22 protein-coding genes and 1 pseudogene are annotated in these 24,571 nt (G+C 48.7%); 9 read left to right on the forward strand and 14 right to left on the reverse strand.

What is annotated here, in order from left to right:
* The first annotated feature begins 14 nt into the window (after nucleotides 1-14).
* A complete protein-coding gene (locus MKX98_RS33145; protein WP_339220602.1) occupies nucleotides 15-1,310 on the forward strand; it encodes a polysaccharide deacetylase family protein in 1,296 nt (431 codons plus the stop codon).
* A 167-nt stretch (nucleotides 1,311-1,477) separates the two neighbouring features.
* Nucleotides 1,478-2,587, forward strand: coding sequence for a glycosyl hydrolase family 8 (locus tag MKX98_RS33150; RefSeq protein WP_339220604.1), 1,110 nt, complete (start codon nucleotides 1,478-1,480; stop codon nucleotides 2,585-2,587).
* Between the two features lie 28 nt (nucleotides 2,588-2,615).
* Here the strand turns inward: MKX98_RS33150 and MKX98_RS33155 are convergent, their stop codons facing one another.
* The 8 genes from MKX98_RS33155 to MKX98_RS33190 all read right to left on the reverse strand — a co-directional run bounded on the left by MKX98_RS33155 (nucleotide 2,616) and on the right by MKX98_RS33190 (nucleotide 9,341).
* Nucleotides 2,616-3,329, reverse strand: coding sequence for a sulfite exporter TauE/SafE family protein (locus MKX98_RS33155; protein ID WP_339220605.1), 714 nt, complete (start codon nucleotides 3,327-3,329; stop codon nucleotides 2,616-2,618).
* A gap of 222 nt (nucleotides 3,330-3,551) precedes the next feature.
* On the reverse strand, nucleotides 3,552-3,893 hold the full coding sequence (locus tag MKX98_RS33160) for a zinc ribbon domain-containing protein YjdM (RefSeq protein ID WP_339220607.1): 342 nt from the start codon (nucleotides 3,891-3,893) through the stop codon (nucleotides 3,552-3,554).
* A 248-nt stretch (nucleotides 3,894-4,141) separates the two neighbouring features.
* On the reverse strand, nucleotides 4,142-5,158 hold the full coding sequence (locus tag MKX98_RS33165) for an SDR family oxidoreductase (protein ID WP_194540154.1): 1,017 nt from the start codon (nucleotides 5,156-5,158) through the stop codon (nucleotides 4,142-4,144).
* 213 nt (nucleotides 5,159-5,371) lie between these two features.
* Nucleotides 5,372-5,872, reverse strand: a complete 501-nt coding sequence (locus MKX98_RS33170; RefSeq protein ID WP_083397623.1) for a cupin domain-containing protein — start codon at nucleotides 5,870-5,872, stop codon at nucleotides 5,372-5,374.
* A gap of 249 nt (nucleotides 5,873-6,121) precedes the next feature.
* Complete coding sequence (locus MKX98_RS33175) at nucleotides 6,122-6,664, reverse strand: DinB family protein (protein WP_339220610.1); 543 nt, start codon at nucleotides 6,662-6,664, stop codon at nucleotides 6,122-6,124.
* Nucleotides 6,665-6,727: 63 nt separating this feature from the next.
* Complete coding sequence (locus tag MKX98_RS33180; protein WP_194540159.1) at nucleotides 6,728-7,675, reverse strand: YafY family protein; 948 nt, start codon at nucleotides 7,673-7,675, stop codon at nucleotides 6,728-6,730.
* Between the two features lie 79 nt (nucleotides 7,676-7,754).
* Complete coding sequence (locus tag MKX98_RS33185; RefSeq protein WP_220687138.1) at nucleotides 7,755-8,504, reverse strand: class I SAM-dependent methyltransferase; 750 nt, start codon at nucleotides 8,502-8,504, stop codon at nucleotides 7,755-7,757.
* A gap of 300 nt (nucleotides 8,505-8,804) precedes the next feature.
* Nucleotides 8,805-9,341, reverse strand: a complete 537-nt coding sequence (locus tag MKX98_RS33190; RefSeq protein WP_071220582.1) for a hypothetical protein — start codon at nucleotides 9,339-9,341, stop codon at nucleotides 8,805-8,807.
* Between the two features lie 106 nt (nucleotides 9,342-9,447).
* On the opposite strand from MKX98_RS33190, the gene MKX98_RS33195 reads away from it, so the two are divergent.
* The 4 genes from MKX98_RS33195 to MKX98_RS33210 all read left to right on the forward strand — a co-directional run bounded on the left by MKX98_RS33195 (nucleotide 9,448) and on the right by MKX98_RS33210 (nucleotide 14,495).
* Nucleotides 9,448-10,362 carry a phosphatidate cytidylyltransferase gene (locus tag MKX98_RS33195; RefSeq protein ID WP_194540161.1) on the forward strand — a complete coding sequence of 305 codons (915 nt, stop codon included), beginning with the start codon at nucleotides 9,448-9,450 and terminating at the stop codon, nucleotides 10,360-10,362.
* A 488-nt stretch (nucleotides 10,363-10,850) separates the two neighbouring features.
* On the forward strand, nucleotides 10,851-12,203 hold the full coding sequence (locus MKX98_RS33200; protein WP_339220614.1) for a glycosyltransferase: 1,353 nt from the start codon (nucleotides 10,851-10,853) through the stop codon (nucleotides 12,201-12,203).
* Between the two features lie 30 nt (nucleotides 12,204-12,233).
* The gene (locus MKX98_RS33205) at nucleotides 12,234-13,325 is read left to right on the forward strand and encodes an acyltransferase family protein (protein WP_339220616.1); all 1,092 of its coding nucleotides are present in this window, start codon (nucleotides 12,234-12,236) and stop codon (nucleotides 13,323-13,325) included.
* Nucleotides 13,326-13,331: 6 nt separating this feature from the next.
* Nucleotides 13,332-14,495, forward strand: coding sequence for a glycosyl hydrolase family 18 protein (locus MKX98_RS33210; protein ID WP_339220618.1), 1,164 nt, complete (start codon nucleotides 13,332-13,334; stop codon nucleotides 14,493-14,495).
* 191 nt (nucleotides 14,496-14,686) lie between these two features.
* On the opposite strand, the gene MKX98_RS33215 is transcribed toward MKX98_RS33210, so the two are convergent.
* Both MKX98_RS33215 and MKX98_RS33220 read right to left on the reverse strand, forming a co-directional pair.
* Nucleotides 14,687-15,214 (reverse strand): DinB family protein, encoded by a 528-nt coding sequence (locus MKX98_RS33215; RefSeq protein ID WP_339220620.1) that lies wholly within the window; start codon nucleotides 15,212-15,214, stop codon nucleotides 14,687-14,689.
* A 128-nt stretch (nucleotides 15,215-15,342) separates the two neighbouring features.
* Nucleotides 15,343-16,479: a VanZ family protein gene (locus tag MKX98_RS33220; protein WP_339220622.1), complete on the reverse strand. Its 1,137-nt coding sequence runs from the start codon at nucleotides 16,477-16,479 to the stop codon at nucleotides 15,343-15,345.
* A 155-nt stretch (nucleotides 16,480-16,634) separates the two neighbouring features.
* On the opposite strand from MKX98_RS33220, the gene MKX98_RS33225 reads away from it, so the two are divergent.
* Both MKX98_RS33225 and MKX98_RS33230 read left to right on the forward strand, forming a co-directional pair.
* Nucleotides 16,635-17,030 (forward strand): MerR family transcriptional regulator, encoded by a 396-nt coding sequence (locus MKX98_RS33225; RefSeq protein WP_220687133.1) that lies wholly within the window; start codon nucleotides 16,635-16,637, stop codon nucleotides 17,028-17,030.
* A 17-nt stretch (nucleotides 17,031-17,047) separates the two neighbouring features.
* Entirely contained in the window at nucleotides 17,048-17,896 is an 849-nt protein-coding gene (locus tag MKX98_RS33230; protein ID WP_339220625.1) for an SDR family NAD(P)-dependent oxidoreductase, read from the forward strand.
* Between the two features lie 49 nt (nucleotides 17,897-17,945).
* Here MKX98_RS33230 and MKX98_RS33235 read toward each other — a convergent pair whose 3' ends face one another.
* The 4 genes from MKX98_RS33235 to MKX98_RS33250 all read right to left on the reverse strand — a co-directional run bounded on the left by MKX98_RS33235 (nucleotide 17,946) and on the right by MKX98_RS33250 (nucleotide 22,614).
* A complete protein-coding gene (locus MKX98_RS33235) occupies nucleotides 17,946-18,935 on the reverse strand; it encodes an aminoglycoside phosphotransferase family protein (RefSeq protein ID WP_339220627.1) in 990 nt (329 codons plus the stop codon).
* A gap of 210 nt (nucleotides 18,936-19,145) precedes the next feature.
* Nucleotides 19,146-20,624: a YdiU family protein gene (locus MKX98_RS33240; protein WP_339220629.1), complete on the reverse strand. Its 1,479-nt coding sequence runs from the start codon at nucleotides 20,622-20,624 to the stop codon at nucleotides 19,146-19,148.
* A 192-nt stretch (nucleotides 20,625-20,816) separates the two neighbouring features.
* Entirely contained in the window at nucleotides 20,817-21,557 is a 741-nt protein-coding gene (locus tag MKX98_RS33245) for a Bax inhibitor-1/YccA family protein (protein WP_194540171.1), read from the reverse strand.
* A gap of 184 nt (nucleotides 21,558-21,741) precedes the next feature.
* Nucleotides 21,742-22,614: an SMI1/KNR4 family protein gene (locus MKX98_RS33250; protein ID WP_339220631.1), complete on the reverse strand. Its 873-nt coding sequence runs from the start codon at nucleotides 22,612-22,614 to the stop codon at nucleotides 21,742-21,744.
* A 266-nt stretch (nucleotides 22,615-22,880) separates the two neighbouring features.
* Between MKX98_RS33250 and MKX98_RS33255 the strand changes: the two are divergent.
* A pseudogene (locus MKX98_RS33255) lies at nucleotides 22,881-24,002 on the forward strand (DEAD/DEAH box helicase); the annotation flags it as partial.
* Nucleotides 24,003-24,571 lie beyond the last annotated feature (569 nt).

Consider the following 24,571-nt stretch of genomic DNA (forward strand, 5'->3'; position numbering starts at 1 on the left):
AAAGGGGGGCCATCATGTCAGAATCCTACGGCAGAATCATAGAGCTGCTGGCGATCGAGAGGGATACCGAAACATTCGGTCTACGAATCAAGCTATCCCTAATAGAATCGGCGGAGCCATTATGGTTAACCGATAACGAGACCATAGCGAATATAGCAGCCGTGACGGAGTTCGATGGGGTTCATAAACACCGAATATCCTTACATACCGCATGGGATGCAAACAAACAGCAATACATAGGTTCCATTACGCGTACATATCGTGAACATAGTGAGCGGTTTTCATTTGCCTGCTCCGTTCCGTTCAGGAACGAATTAGAGTCAATCAAGAAGATCCGGCATGCAGATGACTTGCATACGCTGCCTTTCCTCTCCACGCATCGATCCGAAGCGGATCAGCCCGAAGAGATGCCAGCCGCCGAAGGGGACCTGAAAACCAATCGTTTCGCAAGGAAACGGCGCCATCTTCCGCTTAAGCTGGTAAGCGCCATCATGATGAGCTTGATTTTTGTTGTATTATTAAGTTCATTTAATTACTCGTATCCCGGTGACATTAAGCCTTATTCTGCAGTAACGGCCACTGCGGAAGCAGAGACCGTTATCCAATTGCTTGCCGAGAACCGGAGCGCCATCATCGCGAAACCCGTGGCAGCCTCAAAGGAGGAAGCAGCGGAGAGCAGACCGAAGGAGAGTAAACCGAAGGATAACAAACCCTCTGCTTCCATTCCACAGCTGGAGCTGGAGGAGTTCATCTCGTTTAGCCTGCCCAAAGGGTATGTAGCCCTTACATTTGATGATGGGCCATCCAAGCACTCTATCGATATTATGAATGTCTTAAAAAAACACGAGGTTGGCGGAACGTTCTTCTTTGTTGGCACCAATGTAAAAAAACATCCCGACTATGTCAGGGCCATCCATGCGAACGGATACTCTGTCGGCAGCCATTCCATGACTCATAGCCAGCTGACAAGCCTTACCTATGAACAGCAGCAGGCAGAGTTGACCCGCGTGTCCGACCTCATCGAGCATATTACCGACGAGAAGCTGGTACTCTTCCGTCCGCCCTACGGTGCCTTTGACGATCGGACCGAGGCGTTAAGCCAACAGCAAGGCAGTAAGATGGTGCTCTGGAACCGGGATCCCGAGGATTGGCTGACCCGCGACGAGGATAAAATCCTCGGGTATGTCCAGCACATCGAAGCTTCCGGCTCCATCATCCTCCTGCATGAATCGCAGGCGGTTGTGGACGCCTTGCCGAAGATTATTAAGCACCTGCAGGATCAGGGACTCACGATCGTCAGTTTGCAATAGCGAACCTATCCTTTAAGAGAATGCCGTATCCGTTGTTCTGCAAACATCGGATACGGCATTTTTTATGGATAAACGAACGATGGGGCCTCAGAAGCTAAATTTATTCGTTCGGTCTTCTTAAAGGCTTTAGGAACGCAAGCGTAGAATAGTATGTTCGAGGTGAACCTATGATAACCCGGATTTCCCGCAAGAAGGCCATTCTTGCGATCATCGCCATTCTTGCTCTAATCGGCGTCGTCTTCATCGCCTACGCTATCATCCATAGCAAGGAGAACCCCGACGTGACAGCAGCGTTTATTGAAGAGCATATGACCAACGATAACGGTACCATTGCTACCTATCTCAAGCCCGCTTCTTCTCAGAACCCGGACATCGTTGCCGGTAGAGAAGCGTTATCCGAGTCGCTCGGACTTTGGATGCAGTATGCTGTCTTATCCGGCGATCGAGCCCGGTTCGATGATAGCGCCCAGCTTCTTGCAACCTACTTCCTCCATAAGGGTCAGGAAACTTATATCCGGTGGAAGCTCAGACCAGACGGTCAATCCGAGGTAACGACCAATGCCCTGGGCGATGATCTCCGAATCCTCGATGCCCTGCTGAAGGCGTACAAACTCTGGGACCGGGACGAATACCTTCAATTGGCGAAGGAGATCGGCTCATCATTGCAAGCACCTGCCCAAACCCAAGGATATTTCGTGGATTATCATGATTTTGAACGGAATGCATCGGCAGCCGTGTTAAGCCTGGTCTACGCTGACATATCGGCACTGCGCGAAATGCAGAATAACGGAATCCTGTCCCGTCAGGAGTATAAACAGTATCAGGACCTGCTCTCCCACATGCCTTCTGACGGCATCTTCTATCCCAAAACCTATCAAATTCGCTCCGGTCAATATGAGTATGACGCATCGGTCAATCTAATCGACCAGCTGATCGTTGGCATCCATCTGGCGGAGATGGATCATCCGCCGAAGGAGCTCATACAATTCTTGAAGGGAGAATTCCAGAAGAATCAGCAGCTGGCAGGGCGCTACAACCGGAAGACAAGAAAGCCTGACGCGGCATATGAGTCACCTGCCGTCTACGGACTGGCTATTATCCTGGCGTCAAAAACGAATGACCTCCCTTGGGCTCGGGAGCTGCATGATCGAATGATCCAATTCCGAGGCCAAGATCCCGCTTATCCGGGAGGGTATGTGTTTGATGGGAATACGCATGCTTTTGATAACCTGTTTCCTCTGCTCGCGGAGACGCTGCTAGAACCAACCGTGAAATAATCCGTCGTCGCTGCAATCTTTGATCTCTTTACAGACTCTCGATGAGCATATACACACCCGTAAAGATCAAAATGATATAGGTGAATATCTGGAATACTCTCTGGTTAATGACAATGAATAGTCGCTGTCCGATCAACAGCCCGACGAACACCAGGGGAAGCGCAATTCCGCTCGATACCCAGACGGTCTTGCTCGTTCCCGCCACGATCACCTGAATGATCAAACTCAGGGAATAGATGAACAAATAGAAGGCGAGTGTCGTCCCTCTGAGCTTTGCCTTCTGCGTGTCGGTGCCCGAGAAATATAACAGCAGGGGCGGACCCGGCATTCCAATGCTGGTCGTTAGAGAGCCTGAGAGCCCCCCTACCGCCAGATCCCTGCCATGGCTCTGACGGATTCTGAATTTTAGCATCAGCATGACGGTTAATGCCAATATGATCAGACTAACGCCTAACTTCAGATAACGAATATCGATAAAGAAAAAAATAACGATGCCGAGCGGGAGTCCTGCCGCACTTCCGATCACCAATCGCTTGAGGATGCCATAGTCGATGTCCTTGCGTATCCTCGCGATTAGGGCAGCCGAGATGACAAGAGAAAGAATTAAATTAATCTGAATAGCCTCGTTAGGCTGGAATAAGAGCAGCAGAAACGGCGTAGCCAGGATAGAGAACCCAAATCCGGTGCTGGTCTGAAGAATGGACGCCACGAAAATAATGACCGCAAACAGTATAATATCCACGCTGCACCTGCTTTCTTCACGTATTGCGGGAGACTCCTATTTGAGGCAACCCCATCCTACCATTGTAACATAATGGAATCATCGGCACGGGTAAGTCGGGGTACTTAATTTGTGCATGTTGTGCACCAAATGTAAGACGCGTGCCTTGGTTAGATGAGAACAACCCTCCAGGTTTGGAGGGTTGTTGTTACCATATATACACGATGATATTCGATATGCACATTATATCTTTTTAACAAATTCCGATTTCAATTTCATAGCTCCGAATCCGTCGATTTTGCAATCGATATCGTGATCGCCATCGACTAAACGTATATTTTTCACCTTTGTGCCGATTTTCAATACAGAGGAGTTGCCTTTTACTTTAAGATCTTTGATTACCGTTACAGAATCGCCGTCAGCCAGCACATTGCCGTTCGCGTCTTTGATGACCTTCGTATCTGCATCATGCTTTCCTTCGGACTCCAAGGTCCATTCATGAGCGCATTCCGGGCAAACCAGGAGGTTTCCATCCTCATATGTATATTCTGAATTACATTTCGGGCAATTCGGCAAAGTAGGCATCGTTTCGTATTCTCCATTCGTTTTATACTAACTATACCCTATATTAGAAACCTATGCTGGCCAATACCCATACTTCGGTTACCGAGGATTAAGCCTTTCCGCAGACACCGTAGAAGAACATATGAACCATTCCCTCCAGGAAGCCGTCCATATCATCACTTTGCTGGGCCATAGCCAGAATCGATTCAAGGGCACCCGGATCGGGTGCCCTCTCTTATATATTCCATTCGTCCTCTTCCAAAACCCACCTACCCCGTTATGATCGACTTCGCCTTCTCCAACGCAGAAACAACCTTGTCACACCACACATCAAACTCTTCATCTTCCCGTTGATGTTCTGGATGGGACAAGATATAGTTCACCGTTTGCCTGATTCCTTGATCCGCCCGGGTGGTTGCCACGAATTCAGGGACAAGCCGCTTGAGCTTGGCATTATCAAACACAACGGTATTCGCTTTGTCCCCCAACAATGAACCTCTAAAGTCCTGCGTGCTGGTTGCATCCAAGAATTCCGAAGACACGTGCACCGCATTCAGCTGTACGCCCAGGGCATCCGCAATGATTTGGTAGATCTGATTCCAGGTGAGCGACTCGTCAGAGGTAATATGCACCGACTCCCCGATGGCATGAATGTTGCCCATCAGACCGATGAATCCTTTTGCAAAATCGCTGTTGTGCGTCAACGTCCACAGAGACGTCCCATCCCCGTGAATAATGACCGGTTTATTCTCCAGCATCCGCTTCACAACCTGCCAGCTTCCTTGGCTGCCGTGCACGCCGAGTGGAATGGACCGCTCATCATACGTATGGCTAGGCCTTACGATAGTTACCGGGAAGCCATGTTCCCGATACTGCTTCATCAGATAATCTTCGCAAGCGATTTTATTTCTGGAATAGGCCCAGTATGGATTGGATAAAGGCGTACCTTCCGTAATGCGATAATCGGATAGTGGCGTCTGATAAGCGGAAGCGGAGCTGATGAATATAAACTGCTTGGTTTTTCCATTGAACAGACGATAATCTCTCTCCAGATGGGCCGGTTCGAAGGCTATAAAGTCGGCCACAATATCAAAATCGAGCGGCTCAATAAGTTTCGCCACTTGGTCTTCGTCATGAATATCGGCCTGCAAAATATGTGCGCCCTCGGGCAATGTGTCGTTTCGGTTCCCTCGGTTGAGCAGGTATAGCTCGCATCCCTGTTCCAGCAGCTGCTTCGTAATCGCCGAGCTGATCGTTCCGGTTCCTCCAATAAACAACGCTTTCATAAACTGCACCTCCGCTAGCAATAATGAGAAGACCTGCAACTTGACCTTCTAACCTTTACGATAGCATGGGCACGGTTGCCATTACAATTTCAGCATTCTGGATTCCAGAGAACAAGCTCTACGCTGCTTCTCTATTTGCGGTTCTAATGGTGGGAGCCATTCATGCCCATCTGGTAAGCCTCTTCCTCTTTCCCTATATGGCGATTCATTCTTTTATTTCACCCATTTATGCAGAAGTGGCCCTTCCTCTCCAAAGACAGGGTCCATATCCGGTACAGGCACGCTTCGGATTTCGTTGATCGCCTGCGCCCGATCCGTCGGGTTCCGCTCCCTCATATTCGGCGTATTCCCTTCGGGATAGGCACCAATCACTTCAAAATCAGGGGTGCTGGTGAGTTTCATATGTGCAGTGCCTGCCGGCAAGACAATCACATCGCCTGTGGCAAGCTCCAGCCGTTCTCCCGCATCGCCGCCCACCAGGACGGTCGCGCTTCCGGACCGCACACCCAGGACTTCGTGCGTGTTGCTGTGATAATGATGGTAATCGTATACGCCGCCTGCCCAGCTCCCGCTCCAATGATGCCGGTTAAAGGCAGCCTCCAAGCCGCTCGGGTCATCCGCGAATACTCCATTGTACACAATGACCGGCAGATCGGGATTATTGGGAACCTCTCCATCGTCCTTCACGAAAAATGATCTGACATGTACCTCCACGGTCATCCGCTCCTTTCTACTCATTGATGCACTCGTAGTACCAGTACCCGGGGCGAGCCGTTTTCAAACCGAGTTGTTCAACATTGCCTCCGCAATCATCAGAAAATCCTCTCGTTTGATCTCGAAATGCCCATAACGAAAGGCATTCCCCCAATTTCACATGCGATTCCGATACTACTCCAATCTAATAACGGGTCCGCTCTTTTAATTGCTCCAACACATCCTGATAGTCCACGACCTGACGTTCCATCATACACGCTGCTGCTCCAAGGCTTGTTTCAACCGCTCTAGCTGCCGGACATGATGCCGATAATGCATCTCGATGAGCAAAAACCACTCTAGGGCATGCAATCCTCCGAAACTCGGATGGGGAACGGTATGCTGCAGGGATGCCTCTCCAAGCATTGGCTCGGTTTGTCTCATTCGTTGGACGACAGTATCCAAACCTCGAATCAACTGCTCTTTCGTTGCAGGCTGCTCCGGGGTATATTGAGGAGACGGCGGAACCTGAATACGGATGGGAGGGAAACTGCCCTGTTCGAATATCGCCATACCTACTTCCGTTTTTCCCGCTGAAGAGACTGCTGCATCCTCAATCGGGTTTAAACATAACTCAATATTTCGCAGATGCATGGATAACGCGGATTGAATCAAGTGCTGATACATTTGCCCGATCGACCACTCGTCCTCTGCTTGTCTGTACTTTAATTCCTCCATGCTGAAACCATCCAGCTCCTGTAGATACACCTGCACCGTCTCTTCAAACCGCTGCAATGCTTCCGTTGTATTCATATCAACCACTCCCTTACATCGTCTTTGTACCGAATATACAAAAACGCTACTGACAACGTCATGTCAGTAGCGTTTTAACATCTTTTCCGCTTCATCGCGGATCCGGTCACGGAAGGATTCCGGCTCAAGGACGACGACATTCGATCCCCAGCCGAGCACCCACTGCAGGATCTCCTCCAGCCGGCGAACGCGGAAGCTCACAAGCAATCCGTCCTCGCATTCTTCTAATGTCTCCATGTAATAGTTGTCGGATTCTTTAACTCGATCCGCAATATCGGGATTTGCCAGAACTTGCACCCGCAGGTTACGGTCATCCGAAGGTCGATAGTCTTCCAAGTCAAAATTCGGCGGCATCTCAAAACGCTCCTCAAGGACCTTCAATTCCTTCATGCGGGACAGCCTAAAATGGCGGATTCCCTGCCGCAGGTCACACCATGCAATTAGTGTCCATGCGCCTTGGAGAAACGCTAGACCATAAGGAGCTGCCGAGCGAAAACTCTTCCTGTTGCCGTTAGAATCGGGCATTTTTTTCACATAATTGAATTCGACCTTACGCTCCTGCAGGATGGCTCGGCGAACGATTTCAACATAATCCTTCTCTTCTCCTAAACTTACCCTGTTGCCCGGTGAGAGCAGCCGCATGGTCTTCCGAACCCGCGAAGCATCTGCGCGGACAGGCTCCGGCAGAATGGACTCTATCTTCTTACTCGAAGTCCGAGCCTTCAGACCATATTCCGGGTCAAAGCGTTGTTCGACGAAATCCGTTCCAATGAGCAGAGTCACAGCCTCTTCCACCGTGAACATGACAGGCGGAAGGAAATATCCCTCCATTAATGAGTATCCTTGCCCGGGAGCTCCCATCACGGGTACGCCCGATTCGCTAAGGGCCTGAATATCCCGGTAGATGGTCCGGACACTCGTCTCGAATATAGATGCCAAATCTTCAGCCCGAACAACCTTTCGCTGCTGCAGCTCAAGCACGATAGCCAGCATCCGGTCTGTCTTGTTCATGCTGCTGTACCTCCCGTTCCATTATTAAAGCCGGTGCTCTATTATTCTGCAAACAGCGAAACCGAGCAAGAAGGACAGCTCACACCTCTCCCCAGTACACCTTTGTCTCATAATCAAAAAACACGCAGCCAGCCTGCTCATTCCGTTCAAATATCGCGCGCAGTTCGTTCATCATTGGATCGTGGTTCGGATGTCCCGGCAGCGGAGCGTAAGATGACGAGTGCAAGCGGCCGCACAATCCCTCGTAATCAAATGTCTGCCGATTGAAGAACTTCGCCTCCCTCATGTCCCCTCCCCGAAAAAAAGCAGCCAGCGTTTCACGCGAAATGTTCTTCTGATCCACTTCCTGATAATCGGTGCCATAGGTAAGGAGCAGCTGCTCATACGCTTCCAGGAACGGCGTTCCCTGCGTGAGCCTGGAATTCCATATCAGCGCAACCTTTCCGCCCGGTCTCAGGATCCGCCGGAACTCCGTTTGGGCGGCATCACGGTCAAACCAATGAAAGGCCTGGGCGCTCACGATATGATCCACTGATTGATCAGGCAGTCCCGTCACTTCGGCTGAACCCGAGACCATTCGAAAGCCGGGTTCGCCTTCAAGGTCCGACTCGGCAGCTTCCCGCATCGCCTGATTCGGCTCCACAGCGGTCACGCAACTTCCCCGCTTCAGCAGCAGCTTCGAGAAAATCCCCGTCCCGGCGCCAATATCGGCGATCTCGCCGTCCAATCCTACCGTATCAAACAAATAATCCATGACCTCTTGCGGATAACTCGGGCGATACTTCGTATACGAATCGACGCGACTCGAAAACCGTTCCTTGCTGTTCATCCTAACCACGCTCCCATCCAAGATCTAAGTGAAATCCAGACAATGACATTATTGTTCCACTAGATGAAACCTTATTTCATTTTTAATTCCATTTTATAGCAACACTCGCTTATTAGCCAGCATTTATTGTCTAACAGCCTAACCAGATGGGCGATACTCTCGTGCGAGCACTTGCAATACAGATAACCCCACATTCACCTGGGCAGGCAAACCGGGGTTCTCTGGGATTGCAGGACTGGAACGGACGTCTGTCAAGCTGAGTCGTAATTGTCGTTGCCGAACCTGCCGGCGCAGTTGTATCTAAGGCTCATACTCGCTCAGTTTCCCTTCATAGATCAGTTGCAGGCGCTCGCTTTGACGGAAATCGTCCGGCGTCACCAAGGCCGGCAGCTTATCCCATAGCCTGACTCCGGACCGCTGCAGAATCTCCGCCACGAATTGCGAACAAAAGTAGGAGTTGCTGAATTCGATCGGTTCCTTTAGCGCGATGCCCAGGACGCCCAATATATTATAAAAATACTTTTTGTCCTTTCGGATAAAAGCCTGCAGAACCCGCTTCATCTTCGCGATGTCGCGTTCCGATACCTGAAGCTCATAGATGACGCACGTCGTGTTGGGATATTTACTGAACGTTCCCGTCTTCAAATCCTCCTTCACGAACCCGCCGTTCAGAGGATTGTTCGGATTCTTTCTCCCGAAGCTATATAGCTCCGACAGCTCCCGATTAAAGGAGATCGAAGCATGGTTGTAAGGCGCCCTCGTGTAGCCCTGAATGACTTTCGTAAAGAGCGTTCCGGTATTGGTAAGCAATATAAAGACCGATTGATCCTCTACCATTTACGAAATTTCCCCTTATCCGTATTGAATTATTCCTTCATAATAACATATGATTCCTTTAGTAGAACAAGAATGATACCCGTGATAAGTTGGTGATGATAGGCATATGGACAGCTCGCTTTTAACCTTAATTCTAATATTCTCCGTCTTGTCGGTCATCCAGCTGCTCTATTATGTGATGAGCAAGACGCAGCCGAATATCGACTATACGGAAGTCGGATTTCGCATCAAAACCTGGTGGGGCATGCTGGTCATCTTCTGCTTGGCCACGCTTCTGAATCCTGTGGTTTCCCTGCTATCCCTTATGGTGTTAACCTTCTTTACGCTCAAAGAATATTTCTCGATGATCAAAACACGAAAAGCCGATCGTCGTTTGTTTCTATGGGCGTATTTAACCATACCCGTCCAATTCTATTGGATCTACATCGAATGGTACGGGATGTTTATCGTGTTTATTCCGATCTATGTATTCCTGGTGCTGCCGCTTCCGCGGTTGATTAACAAAGGCACCGTCGGCTTTATGCGTAGCGTCAGCTCCACCCAATGGGGTCTGATGCTCATGGTGTTCGGTCTCAGCCACCTGGCCTATTTCCAATTCGCCACGCCTCAGTATGGAGCAGGGCTGGTGCTGTTTCTCGTCGTCTTAACGCAGCTAAACGATGTGGTGCACACAATCGCTTCACTCTATTTTGGGAGAAGGAGAATCGTGCCCACCTCGAACCCGAATCTGACCTGGGAAGGCTTTGCCTGCGCGTTTATCGCAACCACCGCAAGCTCCTATCTCATCTATCCCTATCTGACGCCGCTTAGCCCGACGTTTGGCCTTCTGTCCGGTATGCTGATCAGCCTCGCCGGATTCTTCGGCAGCTTGACGGTTTCGGTGCTGAAGCGCGATTTGTTAATCGGGGATGACGGGCGGTTCGATGCCTTGAAGAAAAGCTATCTGAGCCGGGTCGACAGCCTGACCTATACCTCACCAATCTTTTTTCATTTCATCCGTTACTTTTACGACTTTATGTAGAAGTGCCAGACAACCCTCAGGTGCAGCACGGGGCGATACAACCTTTAGAAGCCATAACCACGCGAGCTAGGCTCAACTTGGTTATGGCTTTTTACAATGTTTGAAATCCTATTAGTGCGAATACCCCTGAATCCTTGTTCCAGAATCCATGGGCACCCCCTGCCAAATCGCTTTATCCGCCTAAAATATAGAAAGTGGAACCAAAACAGAGACTGCTCTCGAAAAGCATCTATGTATTCGTTTTCTTGCTCTATAGAGCGGTTTTACATTTAGGAGTCCATTACGATAGTTTATTACATAGAGTGTTATATGGGTTTATATGGAATGAAAGGTTTTAATTGGATTATATTATCCCTTAATACCTAGATTTTCCCCCTTGACATTGCTTGTTATAGAAAAAGCGCATACCTAATCTAAAGTCCAATAGAGTAGGCGCACCATACTGGTCTTCATCACAAAGAGAGACGAAGAAGAGAGGAGTGAGGAGTTTGCAGTACTTTTTTTATGGATTAGCCGGCGTATTTCTCGTGTTTCAAACCCTGTATACCTTCATCCCGCTGCTGTGCAGCAAGGTGAAGAAGCTAAATCCCGATCTCGCCGAAAAATCAATCTCTGTGCTCGTCCCCGCTTACAACGAGGAGCTGACGATTCGAAATTGCATAGATGCCATGGCGGGCTTGCGCTACATTAACTATGAGATCATGATCATCAACGACGGCTCCAAGGACGGAACCTTATCCGCCCTAGACGAGCTTCTGGATTTGGAGCCGAGTACCAGATCGGCCGACAGCAAGCTGAACTACAAGCCGATAAAAGGATTCTATCGCTCGAATCGATACCGCCATATTTACGTTATCGATAAGATGAATGGCGGAAAAGCGGATTCGCTGAATGCCGGAATTGATCATGCCGCCTCCGATATCGTCATCACCCTGGATGCGGACAGCATGCTGGAAGCCGACTCGCTCAAGTATGTGAATCAATATTTTCACGATGATGACATCATTGCGCTGGGCGGCACCGTCAAAATTGTACAGGGCGCCGTGCGGGACAAGAACGGGACCATCGTTGAGAAGTTTCGCGGAAGAGGGCTCATCAAGAGCCAGATCATCAATTATACGCACGGCTTCTACGTCCGCAAACTCACGCAATCGTATTTTAATTCCATCGTGGTGATTTCAGGCGCGTTCGGCGCCTTCTATAAAGACGTTCTCGTTCATGTTGACGGCTTCCGCAGCACGGTCGGGGAGGATATCGACATTACGCTGAAAATCCACGAGTACATCAAAGCCAATCAGTTGAAGAAAAAACTCGTCTACGCTCCCGAAGCGGTATGCTACACCGAATGTCCGGAGAATCTACCCAACTTCTATAAGCAGCGCATCCGCTGGCAAAAGGCCTTTATTGACTGCATCCTCATCTATTGGTCCAGGCTGTCCCGAAAATTCAGCGTCAGCGTGAGCCTGTTCTTTGCGATTGACGGATTTATGCTGGGGACACTCTCCGCGTTTACTACGATTTTTTATCTGGGGCAGACCCTGATCGTTGGCGGAAACCTCCTGCATGCCATCATCTTCCTGCTGATGAGCGTGCTGCTGAATGCGGCACAGATCATGATCGCCCTGTACTTATGCCGTAAATATGGCAGTACCTATACATTTTCCGATTATATGAAGATGTTCTTGTTCAGCCAAGCGGAGCTGTTAACCTACCGAAATTTGCTGCTGTACATTAACATTGCGGGGACATTCAAATATTTTGACAATGATGAAGGCTGGGGCTTCGTGGAGCGCAAAGGCGTGGCCGCCATCAGCCAGAACATCGCCGCAGGATCGAATTAACTTATGGTGAAGGAGGCTGCCTGAAACAGCATGGTTCCCAATAAAAGAATTATCTATGTCGATATCCTAAGAATTCTATCCATTGTTGCCGTCATCATCCTGCACTACACAGCGGAGGTACTGACCAGCACGAATGATTTCCATTCCTCCTCCTGGTGGATCAGCAACGGGTTCAACTCCATATCCCGCTTCGCCGTGCCGGTTTTCTTCATGATCAGCGGGGCGATGATCCTGCGCACGAAGATTACCTCCTACCGGGAGTTCTATGCAAAGCGCGTCGTACCGCTGCTCATTCCCCTTCTGACCTGGTCGCTCATCTATGGCTTGTACAATCAATACTATTTAATGCGAAGCAAGCTGAATGCTTATGAGTTCGTTGTTGACTTCGGGTATCGGCTGCTGACCGACCGGAATTATGTGCATCTGTGGTTCCTGTACGCCATTATTGCCATCTACATGACGGTGCCGCTGATGAACAAATTCATCAAATCCTGCAGCGAGAAGGATCTCCGGTATTATCTGCTCCTCTGGTTCATCGTCAGTATCGCCTATCGCTTCATCTCGGATGCCGTATTCCGTGCAACGGATCAATACATCAACATTCCGATCATGAACATCCCGTTCTTCATGGGCTTCCTCGGCTATTTTATCCTAGGGTACTATCTCTTCCACTTTGAGCTGCCGCTCAAAACCAAGAGCATTCTATACAATCTGGGCATCATCTCGTTTTTTATCACGCCGGTGGCCACCTATTTTGTCTCGCTGCGCAGCGGTGTCCTGGATGAGATGTTCTACGGCAACTATTCCGTCACCACCTTCTTCATGGCTGTCGGTTTGTTTATCTTCTTTAAGGAGAAGGAAGCCCGAATCAGCAATCAAGTGAACCATAAAATCCAGAAATTGATCAGCTCGGTCTCCCGGGCGAGCTTCAGCATCTATCTGATTCACCTGCTGGTCGAGATGATGTTATCCGGCCGAACCGAGGTCGAGGCCACGTTTCTGGAAGCCTCCCTCAGTCTGATCGTGAATATCTCCATCATCTTCGCCATCAGCTACATCACCGTCAAGGTGCTGAACCTAAGCAAGACGGCAACCTACATTCTATTCGGCGGGCGGGGTTAAAGGACGATGCGGATAACGATATATACGAAAATATTCATTGTGGTGCTGCTTGTCGGTATGGGTCTCTATTTCTATCAGATCTCCGCCGCGGAGGACCGGAAAATCACGGCAGTCTACGTGGAGGCCTGGCAGGATTACCGACACATCAAGTTATCGGAGAAAGGCGTGGACATCGCGTTTATCGCTTTTGCCAAGATTAAGGGAACGGATCTCTATTTCCATGAAGACAGCACAACCAACAACCAGATCAAAGAAAACATCAAACAGTTGAAAGCGGCGAATCCGAAGACCCAAATGGTTCTGGCCATAGGTGGTTACGGTGCAGACGGCTTCTCCGACGCTTCGCTGGACGGCAACCGGTACCTCTTCACCGAGAGCATCATCAATCTGGTCAAGGAGCTGGATCTGGACGGCGTGGATATCGACTGGGAGTATCCGGCGTTTCATGCCTGGAATACGCAGAAAGCGCGCCCGGAGGATACGAAGAATTTCACCAGTCTGATGAAGGAGCTGCGCGAGAAGCTGTACAGGCTGCCTCACAAGAACAAGAAATATCTGCTGACGTTTGCCTCCGGAACCCAGGACTGGTATTTCCAAAACGTCGAGGTCAAAAAAGTGGAGAAATACGTGGATTACATCAACGTCATGACCTACGACCTGACAGGCAAGTGGTCCGACACCACCGGCTTTAACTCCAATCTGTATGTGGACAGCCAGGGGAAATCCAAGCATTCCATTGATGGAATTATCTCGATGTACCTGGACCATGATATCGACAGCCAGAAGCTGCTGCTTGGCGTCCCTGCTTATTCGTACGGCTGGAAAAACGTGAAAGAAGCCAAGGGCACCAAAGACGGACTCTTCGCTCCCGGAACGCCCATCGACATCGACAAGGTGAACCTCAATTATAAGCAGATCGAGAAAGCCTACCTGAACAAAAACGGCTTCACGCGTTATTACGACAACAAAGCGAAGGCCGCCTACCTCTATGACGGCAATACCTTCATCAGTTACGAGGATCAAGAAGCCTTGAAGGAGAAGGTGGCCTACATCCAGAGTAAGAATCTCGGAGGAGCGATGGTCTGGCAGTACTCTCAGGACGCGGAGGATGGCATCGTGAAGTATCTGACGGAGCATTTGAATGAGAGACAGCAAGACGACAAGCGGTAACATTCAAAACCTTTTCTAAGCTATCCTGGACAGCATCCTTACTGGGGTATGCGCCTGGCGTCACCACACCCCTACCGCAAAAAGCCGACGATCATCGCAGTCGAATGCGGATCATCGGCTTTTTAATATTTTCTATCAGACTCCCTCGAGTGCCTAATACGGTCGTTTTAAGAGCTTGCCTGCCAATCATATTATCGTCTCTTCAGGATTCCCAGATACTCGATCCAAGGCCCCACGTCATTCCGGTAACGCTCGGCCAACACCCGCACGATTTGAGAGGTATGCGTTAAATCGTGCACCACCCACGTCGACAGCAGCTCTCTCAACTTCACCACACCGAATGCCGGGTGCAGGCCCGTCCGTTCGAGATTAGGCCCGGATTCCATTAGATCCTTTAGTTTAACCAGGTTTTGAGCACGGATAACCTTAAATGCATGCAGCTTTTGATCGATAGATCCCCCTCCAGGTTCGTTTAAGTGAGCGTAACGGTCAAAGGGCGGAAACGGCTTGCCCTCCCCTTCCTGCAGCATAAACTCCAGCCGCGGTATCCAATTGGTCCGCTCACCTTCGATTAGGTGCTCAATCACTTCCATGGCATTCCAGGTGCCATCCCCTTCATGGCTCCTAAGCCACCCATCCGATAAACCGGATAACATGTGCTCCAAGGTGACGGGGGTTCGCTCCAGAATCTCAACGGCTTCCTTGATATCAAAATTCATAACCCTCAGCTCCCATCCGTTCCGTATTCACCATGCCACTTCCTATAGAAACCGGAATCGTCTCGATTTAATAACGTAATCGACTTATTCTTAGTTCCACATGAATTCGTATCCTATTTTTACATTGATCACTTTTCACCCGTAATTCTAACAGCCTCTATGTGACTGTATCGATTAAAGTAAAGAGCTTTGTCCTTTTTGATCCATCTAATTACGATATGGCAGAAGATAAAGAACCATAACAGTCCTGTAAGGAAAGCCACTCCAATTGCAAAAAGGTTGGCTAGAAGATCTTCACCCATATGATTAGAAAATATCTCCGATAAAGCTGAACACAATAAAGGCAAATAGACAATGGCGTAACGTCGGCTCAAACTTCCTATCCAATTCCCCTTTTCCGGAAGTAATCTCATGCGAACGATCTTAGAACCCACCGTATTTCCTTTCCAAATCACAGGGATAACGACCATTAACACAAAGAAAACAATGGCAAAGATGATCTCGTCAACAAGTAATCCTGGACTCTTCAGCAACCCGAATATAAAGCCGGTTATCACTCTGGCAATCATAATATTTAGAAGAACCTCCATGAGCTGGGCACCAAAGGTTGCTTTTCTCTGGTTGTGAAAGAAGTGGCTTTGCTCACTAAGCGTTTCCCGCGATGGTATTAACACCAACAACATGGGGGCGAGTATAAAGCCAAGTAAAGTCCCAACCGTATTCGTCAACAAATCATCTACATCAAATATACGGTAGGGGCATTCATAAAAGCCAAACAAAGCGGTTCGTTGGGTTATTTCAAAGAAAAGCGAAACCCCAAAGCCAATAAGAGCAGCATGAAACCATTTCGCTTTCCCCTTAAAAAAATACCTCAGAAACACACCTAATGGAAACAAAAGCAAAACATTAAAAAACATTTGATAAAAGGCCCGCGTTGTTAACAAATGGATATAACTCGAAGGGGCCGTCCAATGAAATCCGCTTTCGCGTTGAATATCCCGTATAAATTGAAAAGGGCGATATTGAGTAAAAATCGTGCCGGGATCCATTGAAGCACAATTATTCCGAGCGCTGGGGAGTGGAAAAATCACTAAGAAGAAAGCACTTAATCCATAAAAGATAAAGCTTAAGACAAGTAATGTTCTCCAAAAGCTAAAGTACCCATGTTTACGATACTGATAAACCGCCCAAGGGAGCGTCAGAAAGGATGCTAATACAAAACAAATGGATAAAGCAATGAAAACAGGCATTACATAGGCTTGCATTTCATTCTCCCTTTCTAGAAGCAGCTAGTCTTTAGTGTTTATATAAGTATTTCCAAAAGATTGATCTGGAATAAAAATCGATATTGACTTGGTGTTAACACCAAGTTGTACGATAATAGGGCAAACCAAGCGCTGCTGCAGAAAGAGGTGCCAACATGGGAGACACATATTCCATCAAACAAGTATCTAAACGAACCGGCTTGACTGAGGATGCCATTCGCCATTACGAGAAGATCGGTCTCCTTCCTCCTCCCGCAAGGAAAGATAATGGCCATCGTGTATATCACATAGAGGATGCCGAAATGATGGAACTCATCACATGCCTGAAGAAGACAGGAATGTCACTGGAGGATATGAAGGCCTATGTGCATCTTCCCTTTAAGGAAAATATTCAATCCGTTCCGGAGCTGAACGCCATGCTCCAGAATTACCGTCAGAAAATTACCGAGCAAATTTCGGACCTGCAGCGCATTCTGCGGTTCATCGACGACAAGTTGATCCATAATCAGTCCCTGCTAAATCCCGATAGGGCGACCAGCGAAGAATCTTAAGTATAGGAGAATGACACATGACACATAAAAGAAATCATCGAGTCGCCTTGATCACGGGCGCAAGCTCCGGCATTGGCTTGGAGCTAACCAAGCGATTGTTATCCGAAGGCTGGCAAGTCCTCGCTTTGATCCGTTCTGCCTTTCCATCCGGTGATTCCCTTGTACAAGACTGCATTATGTCGCAGCAGCTGAGAATATACACGGCCGATTTGTCGGATTTCACGGATCTCCAAACCTCGCTGAATCAGATCAAGAAACACGAGGAGCATATTGACCTGCTGTTTAATAACGCAGGTGTTTCCTTTGGCGAATTATCCTACTCCAAACAAGGGCGCGAGATGCATTTTGAAATAAACTCCGTGGTGCCTTATATCATCTTGATGGAAATGAAAGAGCTCCTAGCGAGAGGCAGCTCCAAAACGGTAATCAATACGTCCTCCAATGCGCTGCTGTATCTCAAACGGTTCGATTACACTACGTTGGCTTCCCCTACCGTGTTCAAAAAGCTGGTTGGACCTTACGCTGCGAGTAAATTAGCGCTATCGTTGTGGACTCAGGAGATCGCCAATTCCATACAGAAGGATGGCATTATGATCCGGAGTGTCTGTCCGGGAGCAAATAAAACAACCATCACCAACAACGCCGGAATGCCAAAATTTATGATCCCGATCCGCCACCTGTTCTTCTCTCATCCCAGTGAGGGAGCTTCACGTCTGTATGAAGCAGCGATAGGCAGTTCCCCACAATCGACGGGAGTCTTTCTCAACAAGGGGAAAGTAACGCCTTTGAAATTCTCGAGCCAAAGTACGGAGGTGCTTGGCATGGTAGAGCGGATCTATAGGCAGGAGTTTACCGCCCTTTCTTAAACCCATGCAGCAGAGTTAATGGTGTTCAACCCATCTCATGAAGGCCCTGTTAACGGGTTTGCTGCCATTCCTCGATGAAACGGATCGTGTTGCGTGCGTGATAATCAGCCAAATTTGAAGCAAATGCCTGATCCGGGAATCCACGGTGAAGCAGCTTCAAGCCGCCCGAGGTTAATGAGATATAGTGATGCAGACGGTAAAACAACATCCGATTCAGATCAAGCCCGTTTTTTTGCAAATATCGGTAATGCTTCCCGAATCGCAGCTCAAGAAACGTATGCTCATGCTCGATGTCAAAGTATTGCGCACCTTCAATATCAATGAGACAGGGCTCTAAACGGTCTGTAACCAGAATATGGTCAGGGCCCAACTCGCCGTGGATAAAGCCATAACGCCGACGGGAATCGATCCTGGATTCAAGCTCATGCAATATAGCGAGCAGCCTGTCGTGATTGTTCCGGATACTCTCGTTATGAAGGATGATGTAGGACAGCTGTTCCCTAGCATTTTCCAACTGCACAAGATGGCATCGCTCCCGTTGATTCCAGCTTTGATCAGGCTTACCATAGTTCTGTCTTTGGTTTGCATGCATGCGTGCGATCATGTTGCCCACCCGATCAAAGACCTCATCCCGAACCCGATGATCCGGATGCTGAAAGTAGGCTTCCGCCTTCTGTCCCTCCATATATTCGACTAATGCATAGTCAAACGGGTATCGCTCCCGTTCCGTGTGAAGATCATATAGAGCAGGCGTCGAAATACCATGCTCCTTTAACCATCTGTTATTGATTTCGAACGAATGCCCGCCAAAGGATCGTTCATGTACACTTTCGTTCCCTATTTCTTCCTGAAAATAATTCTTCGTCAAGTCCCACACATACAACACGCAGGAGAATCCGTTTTGACACTGGATCTTATAGACAACCTTTTGCGCCCCGCCATGCATCCTCGTGACATCCGCCACAACATAACCGGTACCCAAAACCTTTCCGACATACTCCTGTACATCTGTTTCATCGAGGTGACAAGTCCAACTCATGAGACCACGCTCCATTTCATTTGGTTTTGCCGGCTTCCCCACTCTATGGCATTTCCGGGCAAAAATATAGACTGTTTCTTTCGGCTCTGCTATGATGTTGAATAAGGTCTCGAATAAAATACCCATACGATGAATAGCCCTTGGACACCGGTCCAAGGGCTTTTGTGATAGTACCCGATTCATGCTCGCTATTGGAACGTTCCGCTATCCTTACGTGCCGCAGAAGGTTCGGTAAGGACGCGACAGCTCAGGCACGATAGCATATTCCGCTTGTTCCGGCGAATGCGCATATGGATCGGACAGCGCATGAAGCAGCTGCTCCATCACGCTGTAGTCCCCCTCCTGCTCCGCTGCTTCCAGCGCTTCCTCCACCCGATGGTTCCGGGGAATGACCGCAGGATTGCTGCTGCGCATTAATTGATGGGATTGTTCCTTCGATTCCTGCTGGCTGCCAAGTCTCGCCTGCCAGCGCTCATACCAGGAAGCCAATTCGGGTGTGCCGTTTAGAGGCGTATCCTCCAGCTTGTCAAACGTTAACGCACGGAAGGTATTGGTATAATCCGCCTGGTGATTTTTCATCATCTTGAGGAGGTCTTCGATCAGGGATTCGTCATCCTCCTCTTCTTGGAAGATCCCCAGCTTGGCTCTCATGCCTGCAAGCCACTGCTCGTGATACAGATCGGTAAAACTCCCAATCGCACCCTCGGCCAGCTTGACGGCCTGTTCCTCTTCTTCATGCAGCAGTGGCAGCAGGGATTCGGCCAATCTTGCGAGATTCCAAGCCGCAATATACGGCTGGTTCACATAGGCATAGCGGCCTTGTGAATCGATGGAGCTGAATACCGTATTCGGATCAAAGTTATCCATGAAGGCACAAGGGCCATAATCAATCGTTTCGCCGCTGAGGGTCATATTATCGGTGTTCATCACCCCATGGATAAATCCGACGAGCTGCCACTTGGCGATTAGAGCGGCCTGACGCTTGATGACCTCCTGAAGCAGGACGAGATAACGGTTGGCACTCTCACCAACGTCAGCCTCCGGGTAATGCCGCTGCAGGGTGTAGTCTGCCAGAATCCGCAGATCCTCGGTTGTACCCGCTCCCCTTACGTATTGAAATGTGCCCACTCTCACATGACTCGAGGCCACGCGGGTCAGAATCGCACCCGGCAGCTCCCTCTCACGAGTGACAGGCTGGCCGGTGGACACCACCGCGAGGCTGCGGGTAGTCGGTATCCCCAGCGCATGCATGGCCTCGCTGATGATATATTCGCGCAGCATCGGACCCAGAGCCGCCCGACCATCTCCTCCACGGGAGTACGGGGTCCGGCCCGAGCCTTTAAGCTGAATATCCATACGCTCATCCTGCGGCGTGATTTGTTCACCCAACAGAATCGCACGGCCGTCGCCCAGCATCGTAAAATAACCGAATTGGTGCCCGGCATAAGCCTGTGCGAGCGGTGATGCCCCCTCGGGTATCTCGTTGCCTGCGAGCATCGCTGCACCCTCTGGGCTCTTCAGCCCCTCGGCGTTTAAACCCAGAGATGCCGCCAACGGCTCATTAAGGATTATCAGCTCCGGTGAGCGCACAGGCGTGGGATCTTGTTTTGTAAAAAAGGACTCCGGCAGCTTGGCATAACTGTTCTCAAAGTTCCAACCTATATCGATCATGGCTTTCTTATTGGTCATGGGATCTCCTTCTTTAAGCAGTATGATGATGACAGTATCTACTTATTATTTAAACACAAGTCGCTCTTTGTAGGGTTTACTGAAGGAAATTTATTATTCGACTGTTTCAAAGGCCATATCCTTTCTGATATCTTAAAAAAAATCGCTGTCGAGAATGCCCCGACAGCGATGTTGACCGTACCCATCCAGATATTAATCCCGATTCGCCAGCTTCGCCAGCAACCGGATAATTTCGATATACAACCACACGAGTGTAACCAACAAACCGAAAGAGCCGTACCATTCCATATATTTGGGTGCACCTTGCTGTGCTCCCTCTTCGATAAAGTTAAAATCGAGTATGAAATTCAGGGCTGCAATAATGATGATGACAACCGAAATTCCGATGCCGATCGGGGTGCTGTCATGCAGGTAAGGCACCGCCACACCGAACATGCCCAGAACGAAGCTAAACAGGTATACAAGTGCAACGCCGATGGTTGCTGCGATAATACCCTTTTTGAAGCCTGCGGTTGCCCGGATCAGACCTGTTTTATAAGCGAGCAGCATACCGAGGAATATGCACATTGTCAGTAAAGCCGCTTGTAATGTAATTCCATAATACAGATATTCATAATGAGCCGATAATGCACCGAGGAAAAACCCCTCCACGATCGCATAGATCGGTGCCAAGTAAGGGGCTGCCTTCGGCACAAAGCTGATGATCAGTGCCAGAACAAAGCCGCCTATCGCTCCCCCGATCATGAACGGGAATACATCATACCCGTTAAAATACATAGCCCATGAAATGACCGCTGCCCCGATCAGCAGCGCGAGCAGCATGAACGATTTGTTCACCGTTCCGCCAATCGTCATCGTTTCCTGGCCGTTGTAATACCCACTCTTCTCAAATGTTTCTTCGTTTAGTGTCGGATTTCCACTGCGCCCTATCAATTAAATGCCTCCCTAACTTTCTTTTTTGTATCCATTTTAGCATAGGTTGGAATATTTTAGGATACGAAAAATATTGCATCATCATCCAAAATCATCGGGAGTACTAATATAACCCCCATCTTTATATATACAAAGAAAAAGCATCTCCCGCGGTAGGAGATGCTTCATTCATTTTATGCTTATGTTATTGTTCCAAGCCGCCAACGAAAGCCTCGAAATTCGCAGCAAGGCGGGTTATTTTGTAATCATTAGCCTTGTCCACATGGATGACTTCAGGCTCCCCGTCATTTCCGGATGAACGGTAGTCTAGCATCACGACCTCGGACTGGGAAGGACAATCGCAAATGACCACACCAATCTCAGGATATCCGCCATGCTCTATCATATAGCGGCTGCCCAAGCTTCCGCACAATGATTTTTTCTTCTCTCGTCCAATGCCCAAAATACCTGTAATTTCAATATAATCCTGGGCTCCATCTCCGATAGGAAACTTCCGGTTGCGGGGAATCCCGCCATTATGTAATTTCATTGCTTGGATATAAGAGGCGGGAAGTTTGAAGACCAGTGCTTCCTCCACGGACTCAATCAATTCATCCGTAGGCGGAGCCGACACGTATTGGTCAACCTCAAGCGCGCCATCATCCCAGAAATTCAGCACATTGGTGTCCGTATAAGACACCGCATTGGGTTCCTTAGCAGGTTGCGGAGCGGTTTTGTTCCGAATCCACTCCAGAAACTCCAACGTATCCTCGTCGCCGGGATCCAGGTGATCAGCCACTTCAAATGCTTTGCGAGCATCTTCATACCGCTCCAAATAGTAATAAGCAAGGCCTATGCGGTAATGCCATAAGGGATCGTCCTTGCCCTCTTCTTGAATGGCCAGGAATTGCTCAACCGCCTCTTCATAACGTTCAAGATTATTCAACGCTCTGCCCAAGTGACTGATCAGCACATAATCGCGATCTTCCGCAGGAATCTCCGTAATCGCATCTACGATCTCTTCAAATTCATCCTCTTCATGCCACTCTTCCAGCTGCTCTATTAGCTCCTCACTCATCGTTTCACGCCTCCCACACTAATCATCCTTTCTGAGATTATACCATTCCGGCATGTCACTCTCCAGCATAGTGAAGCTAGCGGTGCATACTATGCCCTTGTACGTGACTATGCTCTATTTGGATCTGCTTTACGATCCCTTCTGGTTAGAATGTATAAATTTCAATATCAAAACCAGATTCACAGTATAATAAATGAGCATACTGTAGATGTACGGTGAGAGCCGGTATATATAGGTATTCGAATATAGCGTAGAAGAGGTTGAAGATGAGTAAGAAACACTTTACGGATTATCAATTAAGCGAATCGATTGTTAAAGCGCTGAATAGCTTGGGCTATGAGACACCGACGGAGGTACAACAGGAAGTCATTCCGGTTGCGCTTGAGAAAAGGGACCTGGTGGTCAAATCACAAACAGGTAGCGGCAAAACAGCTGCTTATGGGATCCCGCTCTGCGAGCTAGTGGATTGGAATGAGAATAAGCCGCAGGCATTAATCCTGACGCCAACCCGCGAACTGGCGTTACAGGTCAACGAAGATATCACGAATATTGGGCGTTTTAAGCGGATCAAAGCAACACCTCTTTTTGGGAAACATCCTTTTCACATACAAAAAGCCGAGTTAAAGCAAAGAACGCACATGGTTGTGGGTACGCCGGGACGTGTGCTGGACCATATGGAACGCGGATCGCTCTCACTGGAGCGGATTGCTTATCTCGTCATTGACGAAGCGGATGAGATGCTGAATATGGGCTTTATTGAGCAGGTTCAGTCGATTATTCAACGGCTGCCGCGTGATAGGGTCACCATGTTATTCTCCGCTACGTTTCCTGAGGATGTGGCCAATTTGGCCCACAAATATATGAACCATCCTGCCCACATTGAGATTCAAGCAAGCGGTATAACAACTGCCACGATAGAACACGAGCTTATTCAGGTGATGGAGACGAGGAAACTCGCCCTTCTTCAGGATCTGCTCATTGTTGAGAGTCCGGAGAGCTGTATCGTGTTCTGCCGTACGCAAGAGCATGTGGATAATCTATTCAGATCATTGGCTGATCTTGGCTACCCATGTGATCGTATTCACGGTGGAATGGAGCAGGAAGAGCGTTTCGAGGTCATGAATGCGTTCAGAAGAGGGCAATTCCGTTACTTGATAGCGACGGATGTAGCCGCCAGAGGTATCGATATCACGAATATCACTCATGTGATTAATTACGATATCCCGCTTGAGAAGGAAAGCTATGTTCATCGCACGGGACGTACGGGACGAGCAGGCAAAACCGGTAAAGCGATTACTTTCGTCACACCAAGGGACGATAGAAGATTAGCCGACATTGAAGAGTATATTGGGTTTCCCATACCAGTAGTGAAATCTCCCTCCAAAGACCGTGCTGAAGATTATTGTTGGTTGATCATTACCGATCCTTCCGTAAATTATCTGGATTTGGTTGAGGAAGCCTTATGTTTTGGCTGGATTGACAGCACACGTAAAAAAATGGATGCCACGCATACAGCACAACGATTCTCACCCAGGAAGAAAAACAGCAACTGGTCAGAGCTCAATAAAGAGCGTGTCCGACGGTTAGAGCGATTAGGCCTCATGACTGAAGCAGGAAAGAAAGTACTGCCTGATATGAGGACCGAAGCTTTTGTAATTCAAGAATCTATATTGATGGAGTTGCAGCAGGATGAAGGGCTGTATCACAACTTCAAAGCCCTGCCAGAGCTGTATGTTAGAGTCAGGATCGACAACATCCAGTCCGTGCAGAGCGACGCAGATTTGTATCATACACGATTGGATAAATTTATAGAACATACTCGTATGAATAAAATGTATGGAAAATGGAATGATGATGGTCGTCTTTTAGGGAAGTAAACCTCCTCAAAGCCGAAACTATGCTTCACCTTCTATGTTACTTAACGCTCCAGCCCCAAAAGGAGCAGCGTAAGCTGCTC

It is taken from the genome of Paenibacillus sp. FSL W7-1332 (assembly GCF_037969785.1).
Lineage (GTDB): Bacteria > Bacillota > Bacilli > Paenibacillales > Paenibacillaceae > Paenibacillus_AQ.

Excerpts from the sequence above, each read along its gene's own strand:
- MKX98_RS33190 (WP_071220582.1), bottom strand. The coding sequence starts at position 9,341 with ATGGTAGAGGATCAATCGGTCTTTATATTGCTTACCAATACCGGAACG.
- MKX98_RS33205 (WP_339220616.1), top strand. The coding sequence starts at position 12,234 with ATGGTTCCCAATAAAAGAATTATCTATGTCGATATCCTAAGAATTCTA.
- MKX98_RS33240 (WP_339220629.1), bottom strand. The coding sequence starts at position 20,624 with ATGACCAATAAGAAAGCCATGATCGATATAGGTTGGAACTTTGAGAAC.
- MKX98_RS33175 (WP_339220610.1), bottom strand. The coding sequence starts at position 6,664 with ATGAATACAACGGAAGCATTGCAGCGGTTTGAAGAGACGGTGCAGGTG.
- MKX98_RS33235 (WP_339220627.1), bottom strand. The coding sequence starts at position 18,935 with ATGAGTTGGACTTGTCACCTCGATGAAACAGATGTACAGGAGTATGTC.
- MKX98_RS33180 (WP_194540159.1), bottom strand. The coding sequence starts at position 7,675 with ATGAACAAGACAGACCGGATGCTGGCTATCGTGCTTGAGCTGCAGCAG.
- MKX98_RS33145 (WP_339220602.1), top strand. The coding sequence starts at position 15 with ATGTCAGAATCCTACGGCAGAATCATAGAGCTGCTGGCGATCGAGAGG.
- MKX98_RS33160 (WP_339220607.1), bottom strand. The coding sequence starts at position 3,893 with ATGCCTACTTTGCCGAATTGCCCGAAATGTAATTCAGAATATACATAT.
- MKX98_RS33215 (WP_339220620.1), bottom strand. The coding sequence starts at position 15,214 with ATGAATTTTGATATCAAGGAAGCCGTTGAGATTCTGGAGCGAACCCCC.
- MKX98_RS33195 (WP_194540161.1), top strand. The coding sequence starts at position 9,448 with ATGGACAGCTCGCTTTTAACCTTAATTCTAATATTCTCCGTCTTGTCG.
- MKX98_RS33230 (WP_339220625.1), top strand. The coding sequence starts at position 17,048 with ATGACACATAAAAGAAATCATCGAGTCGCCTTGATCACGGGCGCAAGC.
- MKX98_RS33225 (WP_220687133.1), top strand. The coding sequence starts at position 16,635 with ATGGGAGACACATATTCCATCAAACAAGTATCTAAACGAACCGGCTTG.
- MKX98_RS33165 (WP_194540154.1), bottom strand. The coding sequence starts at position 5,158 with ATGAAAGCGTTGTTTATTGGAGGAACCGGAACGATCAGCTCGGCGATT.
- MKX98_RS33185 (WP_220687138.1), bottom strand. The coding sequence starts at position 8,504 with ATGAACAGCAAGGAACGGTTTTCGAGTCGCGTCGATTCGTATACGAAG.
- MKX98_RS33220 (WP_339220622.1), bottom strand. The coding sequence starts at position 16,479 with ATGCAAGCCTATGTAATGCCTGTTTTCATTGCTTTATCCATTTGTTTT.
- MKX98_RS33150 (WP_339220604.1), top strand. The coding sequence starts at position 1,478 with ATGATAACCCGGATTTCCCGCAAGAAGGCCATTCTTGCGATCATCGCC.
- MKX98_RS33210 (WP_339220618.1), top strand. The coding sequence starts at position 13,332 with ATGCGGATAACGATATATACGAAAATATTCATTGTGGTGCTGCTTGTC.
- MKX98_RS33250 (WP_339220631.1), bottom strand. The coding sequence starts at position 22,614 with ATGAGTGAGGAGCTAATAGAGCAGCTGGAAGAGTGGCATGAAGAGGAT.